This window comes from Microbacterium sp. SORGH_AS_0969 (assembly GCF_030818255.1).
Classification (GTDB): domain Bacteria; phylum Actinomycetota; class Actinomycetes; order Actinomycetales; family Microbacteriaceae; genus Microbacterium.
In genome coordinates this window covers 1,721,253-1,737,036 of the sequence record NZ_JAUTAG010000001.1, presented here as the reverse complement: position 1 = coordinate 1,737,036, position 15,784 = coordinate 1,721,253, and the positions used below count along the sequence as shown (strand labels likewise).

Annotated in this window: 14 protein-coding genes; 6 read left to right on the top strand and 8 right to left on the bottom strand. The window is 70.2% G+C overall.

Annotation, left to right across the window (positions count from 1 at the left end; translation table 11 throughout):
• Positions 1 to 31 precede the first annotated feature (31 nt).
• Complete coding sequence (locus QE388_RS08070; RefSeq protein ID WP_307384628.1) at positions 32 to 1,210, bottom strand: acyl-CoA dehydrogenase family protein; 1,179 nt, start codon at positions 1,208 to 1,210, stop codon at positions 32 to 34.
• A gap of 107 nt (positions 1,211 to 1,317) precedes the next feature.
• Between QE388_RS08070 and QE388_RS08065 the strand changes: the two genes are divergently transcribed.
• The gene (locus tag QE388_RS08065) at positions 1,318 to 2,193 is read left to right on the top strand and encodes a DUF2262 domain-containing protein (RefSeq protein WP_307384626.1); all 876 of its coding nucleotides are present in this window, start codon (positions 1,318 to 1,320) and stop codon (positions 2,191 to 2,193) included.
• 11 nt (positions 2,194 to 2,204) lie between these two features.
• On the opposite strand, the gene QE388_RS08060 is transcribed toward QE388_RS08065, so the two are convergent.
• Complete coding sequence (locus tag QE388_RS08060) at positions 2,205 to 2,924, bottom strand: VIT family protein (RefSeq protein ID WP_307384625.1); 720 nt, start codon at positions 2,922 to 2,924, stop codon at positions 2,205 to 2,207.
• A gap of 169 nt (positions 2,925 to 3,093) precedes the next feature.
• Between QE388_RS08060 and QE388_RS08055 the strand changes: the two genes are divergently transcribed.
• The gene (locus QE388_RS08055) at positions 3,094 to 6,555 is read left to right on the top strand and encodes a choice-of-anchor I family protein (protein ID WP_307384623.1); all 3,462 of its coding nucleotides are present in this window, start codon (positions 3,094 to 3,096) and stop codon (positions 6,553 to 6,555) included.
• Positions 6,556 to 6,619: 64 nt separating this feature from the next.
• Here QE388_RS08055 and QE388_RS08050 read toward each other — a convergent pair whose 3' ends face one another.
• A complete protein-coding gene (locus QE388_RS08050) occupies positions 6,620 to 7,330 on the bottom strand; it encodes a Type 1 glutamine amidotransferase-like domain-containing protein (protein ID WP_275799958.1) in 711 nt (236 codons plus the stop codon).
• A gap of 39 nt (positions 7,331 to 7,369) precedes the next feature.
• Between QE388_RS08050 and QE388_RS08045 the strand changes: the two genes are divergently transcribed.
• Positions 7,370 to 7,786, top strand: a complete 417-nt coding sequence (locus QE388_RS08045; RefSeq protein ID WP_307384621.1) for a hypothetical protein — start codon at positions 7,370 to 7,372, stop codon at positions 7,784 to 7,786.
• A 132-nt stretch (positions 7,787 to 7,918) separates the two neighbouring features.
• Here QE388_RS08045 and QE388_RS08040 read toward each other — a convergent pair whose 3' ends face one another.
• Positions 7,919 to 9,097: a thiolase family protein gene (locus QE388_RS08040; protein ID WP_307384619.1), complete on the bottom strand. Its 1,179-nt coding sequence runs from the start codon at positions 9,095 to 9,097 to the stop codon at positions 7,919 to 7,921.
• Between the two features lie 90 nt (positions 9,098 to 9,187).
• On the opposite strand from QE388_RS08040, the gene QE388_RS08035 reads away from it, so the two are divergent.
• Together QE388_RS08035 and QE388_RS08030 are read left to right on the top strand one after the other, a co-directional pair.
• The gene (locus QE388_RS08035; protein ID WP_307384617.1) at positions 9,188 to 9,502 is read left to right on the top strand and encodes a YbjQ family protein; all 315 of its coding nucleotides are present in this window, start codon (positions 9,188 to 9,190) and stop codon (positions 9,500 to 9,502) included.
• 271 nt (positions 9,503 to 9,773) lie between these two features.
• A complete protein-coding gene (locus tag QE388_RS08030; RefSeq protein ID WP_307384615.1) occupies positions 9,774 to 10,229 on the top strand; it encodes an Lrp/AsnC family transcriptional regulator in 456 nt (151 codons plus the stop codon).
• A gap of 6 nt (positions 10,230 to 10,235) precedes the next feature.
• On the opposite strand, the gene QE388_RS08025 is transcribed toward QE388_RS08030, so the two are convergent.
• Positions 10,236 to 10,832, bottom strand: coding sequence for a TetR/AcrR family transcriptional regulator (locus tag QE388_RS08025; protein ID WP_307384613.1), 597 nt, complete (start codon positions 10,830 to 10,832; stop codon positions 10,236 to 10,238).
• Positions 10,833 to 11,024: 192 nt separating this feature from the next.
• Between QE388_RS08025 and QE388_RS08020 the strand changes: the two genes are divergently transcribed.
• Positions 11,025 to 11,999 carry a zinc-binding dehydrogenase gene (locus QE388_RS08020; protein WP_307384611.1) on the top strand — a complete coding sequence of 325 codons (975 nt, stop codon included), beginning with the start codon at positions 11,025 to 11,027 and terminating at the stop codon, positions 11,997 to 11,999.
• A 221-nt stretch (positions 12,000 to 12,220) separates the two neighbouring features.
• On the opposite strand, the gene QE388_RS08015 is transcribed toward QE388_RS08020, so the two are convergent.
• The 3 genes from QE388_RS08015 to QE388_RS08005 form a co-directional block, all read right to left on the bottom strand.
• A complete protein-coding gene (locus QE388_RS08015; RefSeq protein WP_307384610.1) occupies positions 12,221 to 12,700 on the bottom strand; it encodes an NUDIX domain-containing protein in 480 nt (159 codons plus the stop codon).
• Positions 12,700 to 14,370, bottom strand: coding sequence for a DUF4407 domain-containing protein (locus QE388_RS08010; RefSeq protein WP_307384609.1), 1,671 nt, complete (start codon positions 14,368 to 14,370; stop codon positions 12,700 to 12,702). Before QE388_RS08010 ends, QE388_RS08015 begins: the two co-directional genes overlap by 1 nt.
• Positions 14,371 to 14,727: 357 nt before the next feature.
• Positions 14,728 to 15,741, bottom strand: a complete 1,014-nt coding sequence (locus QE388_RS08005) for an aldo/keto reductase family protein (RefSeq protein ID WP_307384607.1) — start codon at positions 15,739 to 15,741, stop codon at positions 14,728 to 14,730.
• Positions 15,742 to 15,784: the final 43 nt, after the last annotated feature.

Sequence of the window (15,784 nt, the reverse complement as noted above, 5' to 3'; positions counted from 1 at the left end):
CGCTCCCCCGACATCGCCGAGGGACTCGACGTCACGCGGCCAGAACGCTCCGACCGACGATGAGACGCATGATCTCGTTCGTGCCCTCGAGAATCTGGTGCACGCGCAGATCGCGCACGACCTTCTCGATGCCGTAGTCCTGCAGGTAGCCGTAGCCGCCGTGCAACTGCAGGGCCTCGTTCGCGACGCGGAAGCCGACGTCGGTCGCGAAACGCTTCGCCATGGCGCAGCGGGTCGCGGTGTCGGGGTTCTTCGCGTCCAGCGCCGTCGCCGCATCGCGCACGAGCAGGCGCGCCGCCTCGAGCTCGGTGGCCATGTCGGCCACCGCGAAGACGACGGACTGCTTCTCGGCGAGCGCCTCGCCGAAGGTGAAACGCTCGTGGACGTAGGCGATCGCGCGGTCGAGGGCCCAGCGCGCCCCGCCGATCGAGCAGGTGGCGATGTTCAATCGGCCGCCGTTGAGCGCCGTCATCGCGATCGAGAAGCCGCGGCCCTCGCCGCCGAGGAGGTTCTCGGCGGGTATCCGCACCTCGTCGAGGACGACCTGGCGGGTCGGTTGGGCGTTCCAGCCCATCTTCTTCTCGAGGGGGCCGAACGACAGCCCCTCGGCGTCGGCAGGAACGAGGAATGCGCTGATCCCCCGCGCGCCCGGCTCGCCCGTGCGGGCCATGACGACATAGACGGATGCCTCGCCCGCACCCGAGATGAACTGCTTCACGCCCGTGAGCACGTAGGTGTCACCGTGGCGGATCGCCGAGGTGGTGATCGCCGCCGCGTCGGATCCCGCGCCGGGCTCGGTGAGGCAGTAGGCACCGAGGTCGTCCATCGCGACGAGTCCGGGCAGCCAGCGCTGACGCTGGGCGTCGGTGCCGTAGGCGTCGATCATCCACGCGACCATGTTGTGGATCGTGATGTAGGCCGTCACGGTGGGGTCGCCGTAGGCGAGCTCCTCGAAGATGGCCACCGCGTCGGCGCGCGAGAGGCCCGCGCCCCCGACGTCGTCCCTCACGTACACACCGCCGAGGCCCAGCTCGCCCGCGCGGCGGAGGACGTCGCGGGGGAAGTGCTTCTCGGCATCCCATTCCAGGCTGTGGGGGGCGAGCTCGGTCGCGGCGAAGTCACGGACGGCTTCGAGGATGGCTTCGCGCTCGTCCGCCGAGAGGGTACCGGCGGGCGGGGCATCGAGCGCGGGGGCAGGGGTGGTGTCCATGCGGCTCTCCTTCGTGGGGCGACGGCGTCGTCGCCCTCACAGATTACATGGACGTCCTACTAAATGGGAGGGCTTGCGATGATTCCCGAGTCGGTACCCTCGACGGCATGCCTGCACAGCAAGAGCGAGCCGAATTCGACCGCCGTCACGCCCCGGAGCCCATCGAGATCGTCGTCTTGACCGGCCAGAGCGTCGGAGGGGCGGGGAAAGCGGGCGGCGCGGAGCTGTGGACACCGTCCGCGGACGTCCTCGCGTACGTCGACGGATCCGGCGCCGTGGTCACCGAAGAGGGGCGGTTGTCGTGGCTCGCCACCGACGCGGAACGCGACGGGTGGATCCACGACCTCGAGGCCCTGACGCAATACCGCGTGCGGGTCCGTCGCGCCACTCCGGACTCTGCGGAATACGCGAAGTACAACCTCCCCGTGCCCGACCTCTCGCACCATTTCGCGCTCGACGAGGTGATCGAGCGCGACCTGCGCATCCCCGCGCTCGACGGCCGGCGCGACCGGTGGCTCCGCCCGATCGTCCTTTCCACCGAGCTCGGCGAATTCACCCTCGATCGTTCCTACGGGTGGTTCTCGGGCGGGATCGAGTGGGCGGGGGAACAGATATCGGTCACCCTGAGCATCGACGATGACGCTGCCGAGGGCGCCGAGACCTGCGAGGGGTCCCTCGCCCGCTTGCGGGCGCTGCTCGCCGAGATGCCGGACGTCGACGCCCGCTGGCGCGCCTTCGCCGCGGAGGAGCTCACCGACCTCGCGAACGACTGGCAGGAGGAGGACGAGGACGACGACGCGCCGGCTCCGGAACCGATCACCCGGGAGACGTTCGCGGAGCGGATCCGCCTGAGCGAGCTGAGCATCGCCGCCGACGGCTCGGCCACTGCGTACTTCGACGACGGCGACCTGTTCTTCGGCCACGTGATCCTCATCGACGTGCAGAGCGACAACCGCCTGGCCAACGCCTCGATCGCCGGCTGAGATCCTGAGCGCTACCCCGCCGCCACGCCGAACAACGACCCCACGAGATACGTCGCCCCGAGCGCGAGCGCGCCGCCGATCACCGTGCGCAGGATCGAGCGACCACGTCGAGCGCCGCCGATCCACGCGGCCACGTACCCCGTGACGGCCAGCGCGACAAGCACCGCCGCGAACGTCAGGGGAACCCGCACCTCCACCGGCGCGAGCAGGATCGTCGCGAGAGGCAGCAGCGCGCCGATCGTGAAAGCCACCGCGGACGCCAGCGCGGCGGTCCACGGGCTCACGACGTCGTCGGCATCGATGTTCAGCTCGATCGACAGATGCGCTTTCAGGGCATCGGATGCCGTCAGCTCGGTCGCCACGCGGGTCGCCGTGTCGCGCGTGAGCCCCTGGGCCTCGTACAACCCGACGAGCTCGGCGAACTCGGCATCCGGATCCTCCGCGAGCTCGCGGCGTTCCTTCTGGATGAGCGCCCGCTCGCTGTCGCGCTGGCTCGAGACCGAGACGTACTCGCCGAGCGCCATCGACACGGCACCGCCCACGAGGGCGGCGAGCCCGGCGACGAGCACGGGCCCCACCTCGCTCGTCGCTCCCGCGACGCCGACGACGACCGCGGCGGTCGACACGATGCCGTCGTTCGCACCGAGCACTCCGGCACGAAGGCCGTTCAGTCGTTGGGCGAGGCCCTGGCGATGCGGTTCGTCGGCGTGGGCACCGGAAGGCTCCGTCATGCGCCCAGGCTAGACCGCCTCGCACGGGAGCGGGCGCGCGTGCGAGCGTTCGCCTCTCGTTCATCCGAGCGTCACGGACCGCGGCCAGACTCGGCGCGTCCGCCGCCCCCCGCGGCGTCCGGTGTGCCGCCCCCGCGGTGCGTCGATCCCCTGCCCCGAGGACACAGCCATGCCTTCGCCCTTCCTTCGCCGTACCGTCGCGCTGACCGCGACGACCGCGGCCGTCTGCGCGCTCGCGCTCTCGAGCGCCACCGCGGCGTCCGCCGCGATCGTTCCCGACCCGATTCGCGACGCTCCCGCCGACAGTGCGGTGAGCCTCCGCCCGATCGGCACCTACGAGACGGGCGTGTTCGACCAGTCGGCCGCCGAGATCGTCCACGCCTACAAGAACCGCCTGTTCGTCGTGAACGCGCAGGCCGGCGCCGTCGACGTGCTCGATATGAGCAGCCCCGCGGCCCCCACGAAGCTGTACTCGATCACGGGGACGGGCGTGGCGAACTCGCTCGCGGTGCGCGAAGACGGCCTGGGCGTCATCGCCCTCGAGGACACCGACAAGACCGCGCCCGGCCGCCTCGTGTTCTTCGACGCGGATGCCGCCGAGCCGACCGTTCTCGGAGAGGTCACCGTCGGAGCCCTCCCCGACATGGTCACGATCTCGGCCGACGGCACGGTCGCCGTCGTCGCGAACGAGGGCGAGCCCGCCGACGACTTCTCGGTCGACCCCGAGGGCTCGGTCGGGATCGTCACCCTCCCCGCCGAGAAAGCGGCCCCGAGCCAGGATGCCGTGCGCACGGCCGGGTTCGGAGCGTTCGAGAAGGGCGGATCGAAGACCCTCGACCCCGCCGTCCGCGTCTTCGGTCCCGACGTCGCCGCCCCCGACCAGGGCGACACCCCGCTCGCCGCGAACCGCGTCAGCCGCAACCTCGAGCCCGAGTACGTCGCGATCGCCGGGGGGACCGCGTACGTCGCGCTGCAGGAAGCCAACGCGATCGCGATCGTCGACCTGGCGTCGGCGGAGGTCAGTGGCATCCGTCCCCTCGGGTACAAGGACTACGGCGTCGAGACGCTCGACGCGAGCGACCGCGACCCCGAGGACGCTCCGACCTCCAACGAGAAGAGCTACCCGGGCCTGTACGGCATGTACATGCCCGACGGCATCCAGGCGTACGAGACGAACGGCGAGACCTACCTCGTCACCGCCAACGAGGGCGACGGCCGCGAGTGGGGCGACTTCAACGACACGGCCCGCGTGAAGGATCTCGGTGAGGATGGTCTCGCGCCCGTCTGCGCCGACAGCCCGCTGGCCGGCTCGCTCGACGACGCCGACCTCGGCCGCCTCAACGTCGCGACCGACATGGGACTGAACGCCGACGGCAGCTGCTACGCCGAGCTCTACACGTTCGGCGGCCGCGGTTTCTCGGTGTGGAACGCCGACGGCGCGCAGATGTTCGATTCCGGCGCGGACTTCGAGCGCATCACGCACGACGCGAACCCGGGCTTCTTCAACTCGAACCACTCGGCCTCGAACCTCGAGGGACGCAGCGACGACAAGGGTCCCGAGCCCGAGAACCTCGCGATCGGCGAGGTCGACGGGCGCACGTACGCGTTCATCGGTCTCGAGCGCGTCGGCGGCGTGATGACGTACGACATCACCGACCCGACGAAGGCCGCCTACGCGGGATATGTGAACAACCGCGACTTCTCGGTGTCGATGGAAGACCAGCTCACCGGCGACGAGACCGCCGACCGCGAGCTGCTGGCGAAGGCCGGCGACCTCGGCCCCGAGGGAGTCGACTTCATCCCCGCCGACGCGTCTCCCACGGGGCGACCGCTGGTCGCCGTCGGCAACGAGGTGTCGGGCACCACGACGCTGTTCGAGGTCTCGAACCCGACGGTGAAGAACATCGACATCCTGACGGTCAACGACTTCCACGGCCGCCTCGAAGCGGGCTCGCAGGGCGAGGCCGGCGCGGCCGTCATCGCGGGCGCCGTGAAGGCCAAGGAAGCCGCCAACCCGAACACGCTCTTCGTCTCGGCGGGTGACAACATCGGCGCGTCGACCTTCACCTCGCTCATCCAGAACGATTCGCCGACGATCGACACGCTGAGGGCGTCCGGTCTCGACGTATCGGCCGTGGGCAACCACGAGTTCGACCGCGGCTTCGCCGACCTCACCGACCGGGTGCTGCCCGAGTACGGCGGCGGGGAGTACGGTCTCGGCGCGAACGTGTACAAGAAGGGCACGAAAGAGCCCGCGCTCGACGAGTACGCGATCAAGGACGTCGACGGCGTGCGCGTGGCCTTCATCGGCACCGTCACCCCCGACACCGCGACCATGGTCGACCCGGCCGGTATCGCCGACCTGGAGTTCGGCGACCAGCTCGAAGCGGCGAACCGCGTCGCCGACGAGATCACGCGGGGCGACCTCGCCGACGTGATCGTGCTGCTGACGCACTCGGGCGCCGCCGTCTCCGACGACTGCGCCGCGATCGCCGCCGACCAGTCGGGCTTCGGCAACCTCGCCGTCAACGCCTCGCCCGAGATCGACGCGATCGTCTCGGCGCACACGCACCAGACGTACGCGTGCGACCTGCCGGTGGCGGGCACCGACCGCACCCGCCCGGTGATCCAGGCGTACGAGTACGGCAAGGCCATGGGCCAGCTGTCGCTCACGTGGGACACGCGCACTGACTCGCTGGCATCCCTCACCGGAACGACGTTCCCGCTCGCGGGCGCTTTCGCTCCGGATGCCGAGATCGAGGCGAAGGTCGCCGGCTACGTCGCGCAGGCCGACGTCATCGGCGCGAAGCCGGTCGGCGAGATCAGCGGCGACATCCTGCGCGGCGGAACCCCCTCGGGAGCCGACCGCGGCGTCGAGTCGTCGATGGGCAACTGGGTCGCCGACGTCTACCTGTGGGCGACCTCGAAGAACGCCGCCTACGCCGGGACGAAGGCGCGAATCGCGCTCATGAACCCCGGTGGTCTGCGCGCCGACCTGCTGAAGGGCGACGACGGGGTGGTCACCTACAAGGAGGCCGCTCTCGTTCAGCCCTTCGCCAACACCCTCGTGACGGTGACGCTCACGGGCGAGCAGCTGCGCGGCATCCTGAACGAGCAGTGGAAGGCCGAGGGCGACCGACCGAAGCTGCACCTCGGGGTCTCCGACGGCTTCACGTACGAATACGAGCAGGACGCGACGAACCCGCGCGTCGGCTCGGTCGTGTCGATGGCGTACCAGGGCAAGCCGATCGCCGACACCGACACGTTCACGGTCGTGACGAACTCGTTCCTCGCGAACGGCGGCGACGGCTTCCCGACCTTCGCGGCGGGAACCGGCCGCACCGACACCGGACAGATCGACCTCGACGCGACGCTCGCGTACTTCGAGGCGACCCCCGTGGTCGACCCGGCGCCACTCGGGCGGGCCGTGCTCGCCTCGGGTGAGACCCCGGGCGAGGACCCCGGCGCCCAGCCGACGCCCGCTCCCGCCGCTCCGGGGCAGCCCACGAACCCCGGCGGCAAGCTCGCGAACACGGGCGCGGAGGCTCCGTGGGGCGTGGCCCTCGCGGGCGGGTTCCTCGTGGTCGCGGGCGGCCTCGCCTTCGCGCTGCGGCGGCGACGCACGGTCTGACACGCCGAACCGGAGCGGCCCTCACCCTCGCGGGTGGGGGCCGTTTCTGTCCCGGGGGCCGCCGTCAGGCGCGGAGCAGCTGAACCAGAACCCCGGATGCCGCGGACTCGACGCGCCAGACCTGCCCGCTGCCACGCACGGCCGGGGCCGCCTGCGCCGAGACCACCAGGGCCGTGTTCTCGTCGATCGCCACGCCGTCGGTGACGAGGCCCGCGTCGACCGCGGCGACGAGACGCGAAAGGGTGCCCCACTGGGCGGCGTGGACGTCGACGGCGAAGCCGAGGAGTCCGAGGCCCGGGCGCACCTCGAGCTCGCCGAGCTCCTCGGCCGCGTCCTCCACGCAGACCTCGACGCCGCCGCGCAGCCATCCGCCGACGAGCGCACGCTCGGCCGCGATCGCCGCTCCCGCCGAGAAGCCGGCGTACGGCATTCCCCCGGCCACCCGTTCGCGCAGCTCTTCCCGGATGACGCGGAACGCATCGTGGTATGCCGGGGTCAGGCCGCCGCCGACGAAGACGCCGTCGGCCTCGATCGCGGCATCCGTGAAGCTCTCTCCCTCGACGATGGCCTCCACTCGGATGCTTCCCGCGCCTCCGGCCTCGAGGGCGCTGCGGAAACGCGCGACCGAGCTGTCGTCATCGGCCTCGAGTACGAGCAGCATGGCGATGACCGGGTCGCGATCGCCCGCCCGCTCCCGCGCTTCCGCAACGAAGGGCTCCAGCAGGGCACCGCAGCGCGCGACGTCGCGCCCGCCACCGAGAAGATGAACACTCATCCGCTCAGTATCGCGGTCACGCGCCCTACCCTGAACCCCATGAGCTCGACACGGACCACACAACGCCCGGCCACCTCGCGACGCAGCTCGCCGGGGGCGACGTTCTGGGTGCTCAGCGCACTCGGGGTGGTCATGGCCGTCGCGTCATGGCTGTGGTTCGGCATGGCGTTCGAGGAGGAAATGAGCGACCAGCCGAAGGCTCTCTCCGCGGGCACGACGATGGCAGGCTTCGGGTTTCAGTTCGGCACCGTCCCCCTGCTCGTGGCGCACGCCATCGGCGTCCTCACGCTCGGGCTCACGGTGTTCCCGCGGCAACCGCGCACCGGCCGCGGCTGGCGGTACGCGATGGTGAGTGTCGCCGTCGCCTCGCTCATCGGCATGGTCGCCGCGCAGGTGCTCTTCGGCGGTCGACTCTTCCTCATGGGCGCAGGCGCCGCAGACGTCTTCGTCCCCTGATGAGGGCCCGTTCCGCGAGCCGGATCGTCCTGCCGGAGTCGACCCACAAACTCCGGCACGGGCAGCCGCGAACCCGCGCCTCGCCCTCGAACTGCGAAGTATGCCTCACACCTCCGCGAGAGATCGCCCGCGTCAGTACCGCCGCAGCAGCGCCGCGAGCGCCTGACCGCCGCCGATGCACATCGTCACGACCGCGTACTCGAGGTCGCGGCGCTGCAGGTCGAGGGCGGCGCGGACCGTCAGGATCGCGCCCGTCGCTCCGACCGGGTGACCGAGGGCGATTGCGCCGCCGTACGGGTTGACCTTCGACGGGTCGAGGCCCGCATCGCGGATCACCGCGACCGCTTGTGCGGCGAACGCCTCATTCAATTCGATCACGTCGACATCGGCGGGGCTGAGTCCGGTCTGGTCCCAGAGGCGCTGAAGCGCCAGAACGGGCGCGTACCCCATGATCTCGGGGTCGACGCCCGCGGTGGTCACGGCCTCGAGGGTCGCGAGTCCCTTCAGCCCGCGGTCGCGCACGTCGTCCTCGCGCATGAGCACGGTCGCGGCGGCACCGTCGTTGATGCCGGAGGAGTTGCCCGCGGTGACCGAGCCGTCCTTCTCGAATGCGGGGCGCAGGCCGGCCAGTGCCTCCATGGTCGTTCCGGGCCGCGGGTGCTCGTCGACCGAGACCTCGACCGGGCGCTTTCCGCCGGTCGTCACGGGCACGATCTCCTCCGCGAACGCCGCGCGCGCGGCATCCGTCGACGCCCGTCGCTGGCTCTCGACCGCGAAGGCGTCCTGCTCCTCACGCGAAACGGAGTACCGGGATGCCACGACCTCGGCCGTCGTGCCCATGTGCCGGCCACTGAAAGGGTCGGTGAGGATCGCGAGGGTTCCGTCGAGGAGCACGCGGTCGCCGAGACGCGCGTTGCCGCGGGCGCCGTACTCGAGGAACGGCGTGCGCGACATGCTCTCGTCACCGCCGGCGACGGCGACGTCGATGCCACCCCAACGGAGCTCCTGGGCCGCGGACCAGATCGCCTGAAGACCCGAGCCGCAGAGACGGTTGACCGTGAAAGCGGGGACCCGGGTGGGAAACCCCGCGGCGAGCGCGACGCGACGGGCGTTGTAAGCGTCGGGACCGTTCTGCGCGATGCAGCCCATCACGACCTCGTCGACCGCGTCCTTCTCGACGCCCGCGCGGCGGAGAGCCTCGGTCACCGCGATGGCCCCGAGCTCGTATGCGTCGATACCGGAGAGCGATCCGGCGAACGAGCCGATGGGCGTTCGTGCGCCCGAGACGATGACGATGCGCGATTCTGACACGTGTGCACAGTACGGGAGTGCCGCGCGCCGATCCAGGGGTCGCCTGATCGGGTCTGGTGCATCCCGCACCCTCGCTGCCACACTGACCCCATGCTCGTCACGACGATGAACGATGTCCCTGGCCGTCAAATCACCGAGGTCTTCGGGGAGGTGACCGGCCTCACCGTGCGCGCCCGCAACCTCGGCGTGCAGTTCGGCGCCGGCCTCAAGTCGATCTTCGGAGGTGAGCTGCAGGGCCTCACCAAGCAGCTCCAGGAAAGCCGCGACGAGGCCAAGCAGCGCCTCATCGAAGAAGCGCAGGCGCTCGGCGCCGACGCGGTGATCGCGATGCGCTTCGACACGAGCGAGGTGGCGCAGAACTTCCAGGAGGTCGTCGCCTACGGCACCGCGGTGAAGCTGGCCTGACCTCCCGTACGCAGAGGCGCGCCGCAGTGCGGGAGCGCGACGCGAGGCCGCGCCGCCCACGAAATCGCTCAGACCGAATGCACCGCTCGATACGAGCGCCCACAGGACAGGGTTCATCATTCAACTCTCCGGGAGGGGCTTGAGGCCGGATGGGCTCGGCCGCGACGCTGACCGATCGGGTACCGATCGCGAGGCAGGTCTAACGGTAGAAGTAAGCACTGTGGTTACTCAACGGACAGATGTACGACATTGTGCATAGTCTCTGAACGGAATGCGGAGTCGTATTAAGCTGATCGTCATGCCGGATGCAATCGACCACAAGTTGATCTCACTGCTACGCGCAGATGCGCGAACCCCCGTCGCGGAGTTGGCAAGACAGGTCGGAGTGAACCGCTCGACGGTCACCTCACGGATCGACAGAATGGTCTCGGACGGCGTAATCGAAGCGTTCACCGTGCGGTTGGGCAATGACGTGGACCGCAACGCCATCCGAGGGGTGTCGATGGTGTCCATCTCCCCCAATCAGGGCAAGGCGGTCATCCGATCGATCCGCGGTTTCCCCGACGTCGATGAGCTTCATTCAACGATCGGCGAGTGGGATCTCGTCGTTCATCTCCGCTCGTCGACCCTGTCCGATTTCGATACCGCCCTCGAACGCATCCGCGCCGTTCCGGGCGTCACCGACACGCGCACGAGCCTGCTCTTCAACTCATTGACGAGCCACTAGAGCGCGTCAGACCGCCGGCCGCGCCTCAAGTCTCCGACCCCACGACTCCAGGGTCGTGGGGATGGATGCCAGGGTCGCGATCGCCCCGTCACGGTCGGCGCGCGCGAGGGTGAGACCGGCCACCACGAGCGAGGCGCAGACCGCGGCGAGGGCGTCGACGGCATCCGGAGTCAGATCGGGGCGACGGTCGGCGACGGCGGCGCGGATCGCGGCGCGCATCTCGGCCGCGTAATCCGACACGAGGGTGCGGACGTCGGCGTCGTCGGACGCGAGCGGCGAGGATCCTGCGTTCAAGAGCAGGCAGCCGAGGCGGGCCCGCGGGGTGTCGGCGGCGATCCCGGCGGCCATCTCGGCGACGTACGCTTCGAGCGCGCCCGGGTCTCCCCCGCCCAGGGGGCGCAGACGCGTGCGGACGACGTCGTCGAGGTAGGCGGCGAGCACCGCGTCGAAGAGTCCGCGCTTGCTTCCGAAGGCGTTGTAGATGCTGGAGCGTGTGAGGCCGGTGGCCTCTTCGAGCTCGGCGATACCGGTCTCGGCGTAGCCGCGCCGCCAGAACACGTCGCGCGCGGCGTCGATGACGGCGGAGCGTTCGAAGCTCGGCATCCTGCCCATGTTCTCTCCCCGTACCCCTTGCTGGTGCCGGACCCTTCGACAGGCTCAGGGTCCTCCGGCGCAGGTGGCTGAGCTTGTCGAAGCCACCGGACCCCTCGACCGGCTCAGAGTCCTCACGGTTGCTTTTGCGCGCCCGAGGTCTATATTAGACCAGTCGTTACAAAATAACCACAGGAGGAATCCATGCGCGCAGTCATCCACCACGAGTTCGGCGAACCGGCCGACGTCCTCGGCGTCGAAGAGGTCGAGACCCCGACCCCCGGCCCCGGCGAGGTGCGCCTGCGCGTGATCCTGTCGCCCATCCACAACCACGACCTGTGGACGATCCGCGGCACCTACGGCTTCAAGCCCGAGCTCCCCGCGCGCGCCGGCACCGAGGCCGTCGGGGTCATCGAAGAACTCGGCGAGGGCGTCGAGGGCCTGAGCGTCGGCCAGCGCGTCGCCACGGGCGGCACCTTCGGCGTCTGGGCCGAGCAGGTCGTCACGAAGGCGGCCGGCCTCATCCCCGTGGTCGACGGACTCCCCGACGAGATGGCCGCACAGCTCGTGTCCATGCCGTTCAGCGCGATCAGCCTGCTGCACTCGCTCGATCTGAAGCCCGGCGACTGGATCGTGCAGAACACCGCCAACGGCGCGGTCGGTCGCATGGTCGCGCAGATCGCCAAGGCCCGTGGCATCCATGTCCTCGGTCTCGTCCGCCGACAGAGCGCCGTCGAGGAACTCGCCGCGCAGGGCATCGACAACGTCGTGTCGACGGACGCCGACGACTGGCGCGACCAGGCTCTCGCGATCATCGGCGACGGCACCGTCGTCGCGGGTGTCGACTCGGTCGGTGGCCCCGCCGCCGGCCAGGTCCTCTCGCTGCTGAGCGAGAACGGCACCCTCGTGATCTTCGGGTCGATGGGGGCAGGCAAACTCGAGATCGGCGCCGGCGACCTCATCTTCCGCCAGGCCACCGTGAAGGGCTTCTGGGGCAGCGTCGTGAGCAAGACGATGGATGCCGAGACCCGCGGCGCCCTGTTCGGCGAGCTGTCGCGCTACCTCGCCGACGGCACCCTGACCCTCCCGGTCGCGGCGACCTTCGGCCTCGACGACATCGTGGAGGCCGTGACGGCGAGCGATTCGCCCCGCGTCGGCAAGGTGCTGCTGCGCCCGTGAGGTCGGCCGCGCCGCCGCTGCGGCACCCCTCCGTGCGAAACTCCTGAGGAATCGTCCGCGCCCACCCTCCTCCCCGCGTGATCACGCGGGAGGCGGGGTGGGCGCTCGCCGTTTCTCAGGAGTTTCGCCCGCGCCCCGGGTCGAGCCGCGGCAGGGCACGCGCGGGCGCGGAGGGCGTGGCGTCGGCGCCCGGAAAGAGCTTCGAGGGCGACGGCGCCGCGTCAGGCGCCGGGCAGGGCCTCGAGCGCAGACGCGAGAGCGTCGAGCGCGGGGCGCTGCCCCTTCACGAGGGCCTCGCGGGCGGCATCCAGACCCATCCACTCGGCGCGGTCGACCTCGGGGAACGACGCCCGCTTGCCGGAGCGGGGCGGCCACTCCATCTCGAACTCCCCGAAGGTGAAGCCGGATGCCGAGAACCCGGCGCCGTCGCCGGCGAACACAACCACTTTCTTCCCGCTGGAGTACGCGAACGTCCCGAGCTCGGCCCAGTCGACCTCGGGCGGCTCGACGCCGAGCTCTTCGCGGAACTCGCGGCGGGCGGCATCCAGAGCCCCCTCCGTCTCGGGGTCGTACTCGCCCTTCGGAATCGACCAGGCGCCGGCGTCTTTCTTGGCCCAGAACGGCCCTCCCATGTGCGCGATGAGCACCTCGGGCGCGGGCGTGAGGCGGTAGAGCAGAAGCCCCGCGCTCCAGGCGACCATCAGGCGGTCGCCACGGGGACGCGCGCGGCTTCGTCGACGATCACGTCGGCGCGCTTGCGGTAGGTGCGGGCCGTCACGCGGTCGAGGGCGATCTGGCCGCGCATCTTCTCGGCTTTCTCGTAGAGCGAGGGTCCACCGAATCCGGTGAGCACCTTCACCAGCACCGGCAGCAGCTCGATCATGAAGAAGAGCGCGGCGATGAGGTAGTGCGCCCATCTGAGGACCGGTTCGCGATCCGAGAGGCGTTCGAGGGCCGTGATCTGGCTGAGCAGGCCGACCGCGCCGGCGTTGCCGTCGGCGACGGACGCCGCGCGCTGGTTGTACGCGGCCAGCGCCGCCTCGTATTGCGTGCGGGCGGCGGGGAGCTGGTCCTCGGCCTGCTGCTTGTTCTGCTCGGCAGAGGATGCCGCTGCCTCGGTGCCCGCGGCGTTGGCGGCAGCCAGTGCGGTCTGCGCCTGCTGCAGCTGGGTCGAGAGGGCGTCGTACGCCGACTGCGCCTGGGCCAGCTGGGCCTGCGCGGCGTCGGAACTCGCGCCGTTGCCCGCGACTCCCGTACAGCCCGGCACGGTGCCCGCACCCTGACCGGTCAGCTCGCACTGGTACACCGCGCGCGCCTGATCGATCACCGTCTGCTGGGCGGCGAGCTGCTGCGTGAGCTGGTCCACCGTCTGCTGGGCGGCAGCCGATTCGGCCGAGGTCGAGGAGGTTCCCGCGACGATGCCCGTCGCCGCCTGGTTCTCGAGGGCGGCGACCTGGGCGGACGCGGCGTCGAGCGCCTGCTTCTCGGGGCCGTTGGTGACGGCATCCTGGTCGCTCAGAGCCTGGGTCACGTTGGTGGAATTCACCTCGCGGGCGATGTCGTTCTGGAACACCTGCAGCACGAGCGGCTCCGCGACGACGACGCCGATCAGCGCGGCCAGGACGATGCGGGGGAAAGCCAGACCCAGCAGGCGGAACACGTTCCGGGTCGAGCGCATCGTCGACGTGAGGAAGCGGTCGAGGTTGAAGATGATGAGGCCCCAGACCAGGGCCAGGGGGATCGCCAGGAAGAGGCTGACGCGCACGCCCGTGAGCAACGCGAACATCATCGAGAGCGACGAGACCAGAGCGGTCCCCGCGAGGACGAAGAACATCTGAACGAAGCGCGGGACCTCTTCGGGAACCTCGTTGAGCACATCGTTGTCGGCACCGCCGAGCACGGCCATGCGCCGGATGAGCGAGAGTCGCGGGCGCCGCGGATCGTCGCGCCGGAGGCGGGGCGGACGGGGGCCGGATGCCACGGGCTCGGTGGTGCCGCCAGAACCCGCGGCATCGGACCGGCCGAGCTCCGTCTCGACGAGCGACACCCGACGATCGCCGTCGAGCACTTCCGTCCGGTTCGCGGAGTCGTCGCCGGAGGAGGGGTGCTCGGCGGGGTCGGTGGCGGGGTCGTCGAAGTGGGCGAGAAGAGCGGTGGCGCCCGTCGGAGGTTGCGCGCCGTCGGGATGGCCGGACGGGGCGCCCCACTCCGCGAGGTCGGCGGTGACGTTGTCGTGAAGGGCGCTGTCACGGGGCGCCGGGTTCTGCGCGGCGAGGATGTCGTCGACGTACTGCGCGCGCTCCTCGTCCGTCATGCGGTCGAGGCGGCCGGGTGCTTCGGGACGACCGGGCCGGTCAGCGGAAAAAGGCATTCGCACAGGCTACGACGCGATTCCTGCGCTCTCCTGAGCGGCGCCTGAGGCGCAGCCCAGCGCGCCTCACGGGCGTGAGTGTCCAGAACACCCGGACGGATTTTCGAGATGTCCGGGTGTTTTGGACGCTCAAGGGCACGATCCCGGGGTGCGACTCCCCGCGCGCCGCGTCCCGGGGCTTCGACAGGCTCAGCCACCTACGCCCTGCGGAGACGGCGACGCGAAAGCGGGCCGGACGCACGACGCCCCGCGCGCCGCGTCCCGGGGCTTCGACAGGCTCAGCCACCTACGCCCTGCGGAGACGCACACGCGAAAGCGGGCCGGACGCACGACGCCCGGCCCGCTTCGCCCTGTGTCTCAGACCAGGCGCTTCTTCGGCGACACGTCGTAGGTGTTCTCGGGGTCGGAGAACACCGCGTCGCCGAGGGCCTCGTCGATCGCGGCGAGGGTGTCGGCATCCAGAGTCACGCCCGAGGCCTTCACGGTGTCGGCGAGCTGCTCGGGACGCGAGGCGCCCACGAGCGCCGCGGCGATGTTGGGGTTCTGCAGCACCCACGCGATCGCGAGCTGCGGCATGGTGAGACCCGCCCCTTCGGCGATGGGCTTGAGGCGCTGGACGGCCTCGAGCGTGTCGTCGTTCAGGAACCGCTTGATGAAGTTCGCGCCGCTCTTCTCGTCGGTCGCGCGCGATCCCTCGGGAACAGGCTGGCCCGGCAGGTACTTGCCGCTCAGCACGCCCTGCGCCATCGGCGACCAGACGATCTGCGAGATCCCGAGTTCCTCGCTCGTGGGAACGACCTTGCCCTCGATCACGCGCCACAGCATCGAGTACTGCGGCTGGTTGGAGATGAGCTGGATGCCGAGCTGCTTCGCGAGCGCGTGACCTTCGCGCAGCTGCTCGGCGGTCCACTCGGACACACCGATGTAGAGCGCCTTGCCCTGACGGACGATGTCGGCGAAGGCCTGGAAGGTCTCTTCGAGCGGGGTCTCGTAGTCGAAACGGTGCGCCTGGTAGAGGTCGACGTAGTCGGTGCCGAGGCGCTTCAGCGACCCGTTGATCGAGTCCAGGATGTGCTTGCGGCTCAGCCCGGTGTCGTTCGGCCCCATGGGACCGGTGGGGAAGTACACCTTCGTGAAGATCTCGAGCGACTCGCGACGCTGCCCCTCGAGGGCCTTGCCGAGCACCGTCTCGGCCGCCGTGTTGGCGTACGTGTCGGCGGTGTCGAACGTCGTGATGCCCGCGTCGAGCGCGGCGTGCACCGTCTTGATCGCGGCGTCGTCACCGACCTGCGAGCCGTGGGTCACCCAGTTGCCGAGGGTGATCTCCGAGATCTTGAATCCACTGTTTCCGAGGTAGCGATAACCGACCATTGTTCAACGCTAGTCCTCCCCTCAGACATCGGGGTCGTGGCAT

What these genes read in the sequence shown, in the direction of transcription:
- QE388_RS08070 (WP_307384628.1), bottom strand. Translation starts at nt 1,210, where the DNA reads ATGGACACCACCCCTGCCCCCGCGCTCGATGCCCCGCCCGCCGGTACC.
- QE388_RS08065 (WP_307384626.1), top strand. Translation starts at nt 1,318, where the DNA reads ATGCCTGCACAGCAAGAGCGAGCCGAATTCGACCGCCGTCACGCCCCG.
- QE388_RS08060 (WP_307384625.1), bottom strand. Translation starts at nt 2,924, where the DNA reads ATGACGGAGCCTTCCGGTGCCCACGCCGACGAACCGCATCGCCAGGGC.
- QE388_RS08055 (WP_307384623.1), top strand. Translation starts at nt 3,094, where the DNA reads ATGCCTTCGCCCTTCCTTCGCCGTACCGTCGCGCTGACCGCGACGACC.
- QE388_RS08050 (WP_275799958.1), bottom strand. Translation starts at nt 7,330, where the DNA reads ATGAGTGTTCATCTTCTCGGTGGCGGGCGCGACGTCGCGCGCTGCGGT.
- QE388_RS08045 (WP_307384621.1), top strand. Translation starts at nt 7,370, where the DNA reads ATGAGCTCGACACGGACCACACAACGCCCGGCCACCTCGCGACGCAGC.
- QE388_RS08035 (WP_307384617.1), top strand. Translation starts at nt 9,188, where the DNA reads ATGCTCGTCACGACGATGAACGATGTCCCTGGCCGTCAAATCACCGAG.
- QE388_RS08030 (WP_307384615.1), top strand. Translation starts at nt 9,774, where the DNA reads ATGCGGAGTCGTATTAAGCTGATCGTCATGCCGGATGCAATCGACCAC.
- QE388_RS08025 (WP_307384613.1), bottom strand. Translation starts at nt 10,832, where the DNA reads ATGCCGAGCTTCGAACGCTCCGCCGTCATCGACGCCGCGCGCGACGTG.
- QE388_RS08020 (WP_307384611.1), top strand. Translation starts at nt 11,025, where the DNA reads ATGCGCGCAGTCATCCACCACGAGTTCGGCGAACCGGCCGACGTCCTC.
- QE388_RS08015 (WP_307384610.1), bottom strand. Translation starts at nt 12,700, where the DNA reads ATGGTCGCCTGGAGCGCGGGGCTTCTGCTCTACCGCCTCACGCCCGCG.
- QE388_RS08010 (WP_307384609.1), bottom strand. Translation starts at nt 14,370, where the DNA reads ATGCCTTTTTCCGCTGACCGGCCCGGTCGTCCCGAAGCACCCGGCCGC.
- QE388_RS08005 (WP_307384607.1), bottom strand. Translation starts at nt 15,741, where the DNA reads ATGGTCGGTTATCGCTACCTCGGAAACAGTGGATTCAAGATCTCGGAG.